The organism is Oribacterium sp. C9 (assembly GCF_002007235.1).
Taxonomy (GTDB): Bacteria; Bacillota; Clostridia; order Lachnospirales; family Lachnospiraceae; genus Oribacterium.
This window is the reverse complement of record NZ_MUHW01000061.1, coordinates 1-1,604: the sequence shown is the minus strand read 5'-3', so window position 1 is coordinate 1,604 and position 1,604 is coordinate 1. Positions and strand designations below refer to the sequence as shown.

1 rRNA gene is annotated in these 1,604 nt (G+C 50.1%); it reads left to right on the top strand.

What is annotated here, in order from left to right:
* Window positions 1-56: 56 nt before the first annotated feature.
* Window positions 57-1,604, top strand: a 23S ribosomal RNA gene (locus tag BXO88_RS16130); the annotation flags it as partial.

Genomic DNA, 1,604 nt, shown 5'->3' with positions numbered 1-1,604 from the left:
ACACAGCCAACATCGATTCACGCTAGAGTCGATGATATATCGAAAGATATATGAATTGGTCAAACGATAAGAGCATAGGGTGGATGCCTAGGCACTAAGAGCCGAAGAAAGACGTGATAAGCTGCGATAAGCGATGGGGATCGGCAAATACGAAATGATCCATCGATCTCTGAATGGGGAGACCCACTGGAGGAGACCTCCAGTACCTGTATGTGAATACATAGCATGCAGGAGGGAACCCGGTGAACTGAAACATCTAAGTAGCCGGAGGAAGAGAAAGAAAACTCGATTCCGAAAGTAGCGGCGAGCGAAATCGGAAGAGCCCAAACCGTGGTGCGAGCACCGCGGGGTAAGGACTGCATTTAGTTTCCTTGAACGAGTAGAACACTGTGGGAACAGTGACCAGAGAGGGTGAAAGTCCCGTACACGAAGGGAAAGGAAATGAGCAGTATCCGGAGTACTGTCAGACACGTGGAACCTGGCAGGAATAAGGGGGGACCACCCCCCAAGGCTAAATACTCCTTAGTGACCGATAGCGATAAGTACTGTGAAGGAAAGGTGAAAAGGACCCCGGGAGGGGAGTGAAAGAGAACCTGAAACCCTGTGTTTACAAGCTGTGGAACACCGAAAGGTGGACCGCGTACTTTTTGTAGAACGGTCCGGCGAGTTATATATACTGGCAAGGTTAAGGACTTAAGGTCCGGAGCCGAAGCGAGAGCGAGTCTTAAGAGGGCGTAAAGTCAGTAAGTATAGACCCGAAACCGGGTGACCTATCCATGTCCAGGATGAAGCTAAAGTAAAATTTGGTGGAGGTCCGAACGCACATCCGTTGAAAAGGGTGGCGATGAGGTGTGGATAGCGGAGAAATTCCAATCGAACCCGGAGATAGCTGGTTCTCCTCGAAATAGCTTTAGGGCTAGCCTCATGGAGAGTCTCGGGCAGGTAGAGCACTGAATTGTTGAGGGGGCGTCAAAGTCTACCAAGACATATCAAACTGCGAATGGCCTTGAGATATACATGGGAGTCAGACTGCGCGATATAAATTGCATAGTCAAAAGGGAAACAGCCCAGACCTACAGCTAAGGTCCCAAAGTGCGTGTTAAGTGGTAAAGGATGTGGGATTTCATAGACAACTAGGATGTTGGCTTAGAAGCAGCCACACATTCAAAGAGTGCGTAATAGCTCACTAGTCGAGAGGTCCTGCGCCGAAAATTCACGGGGCTGAAACACGACACCGAAGCTTAGGAATTGAAAAATTGGTAGAGGAGCATTGATGTAAGGATGAAGCGGTACCGGAAGGAACCGTGGACATACATGAAGAGAGAATGCCGGAATGAGTAGCGAGATGGAGGTGGGAATCCTCCAGGCCGAATATCTAAGGATTCCAGGGTAAAGCTGATCTGCCCTGGGTAAGTCGGGACCTAAGGCGAGGCCGAGAGGCGTAGTCGATGGACAGCTGGTCAAGATTCCAGCACCTTATAGTATCAGAAATGTGGGGACACATGGGAAATGGCAGAGCCGGGAATGAAGAGACCGGTCCAAACGCAGAAGCTGTGAGACAGGAAAAACCGTCTCATAAGGCGAGGGCGCGACGGGGAGCGAAA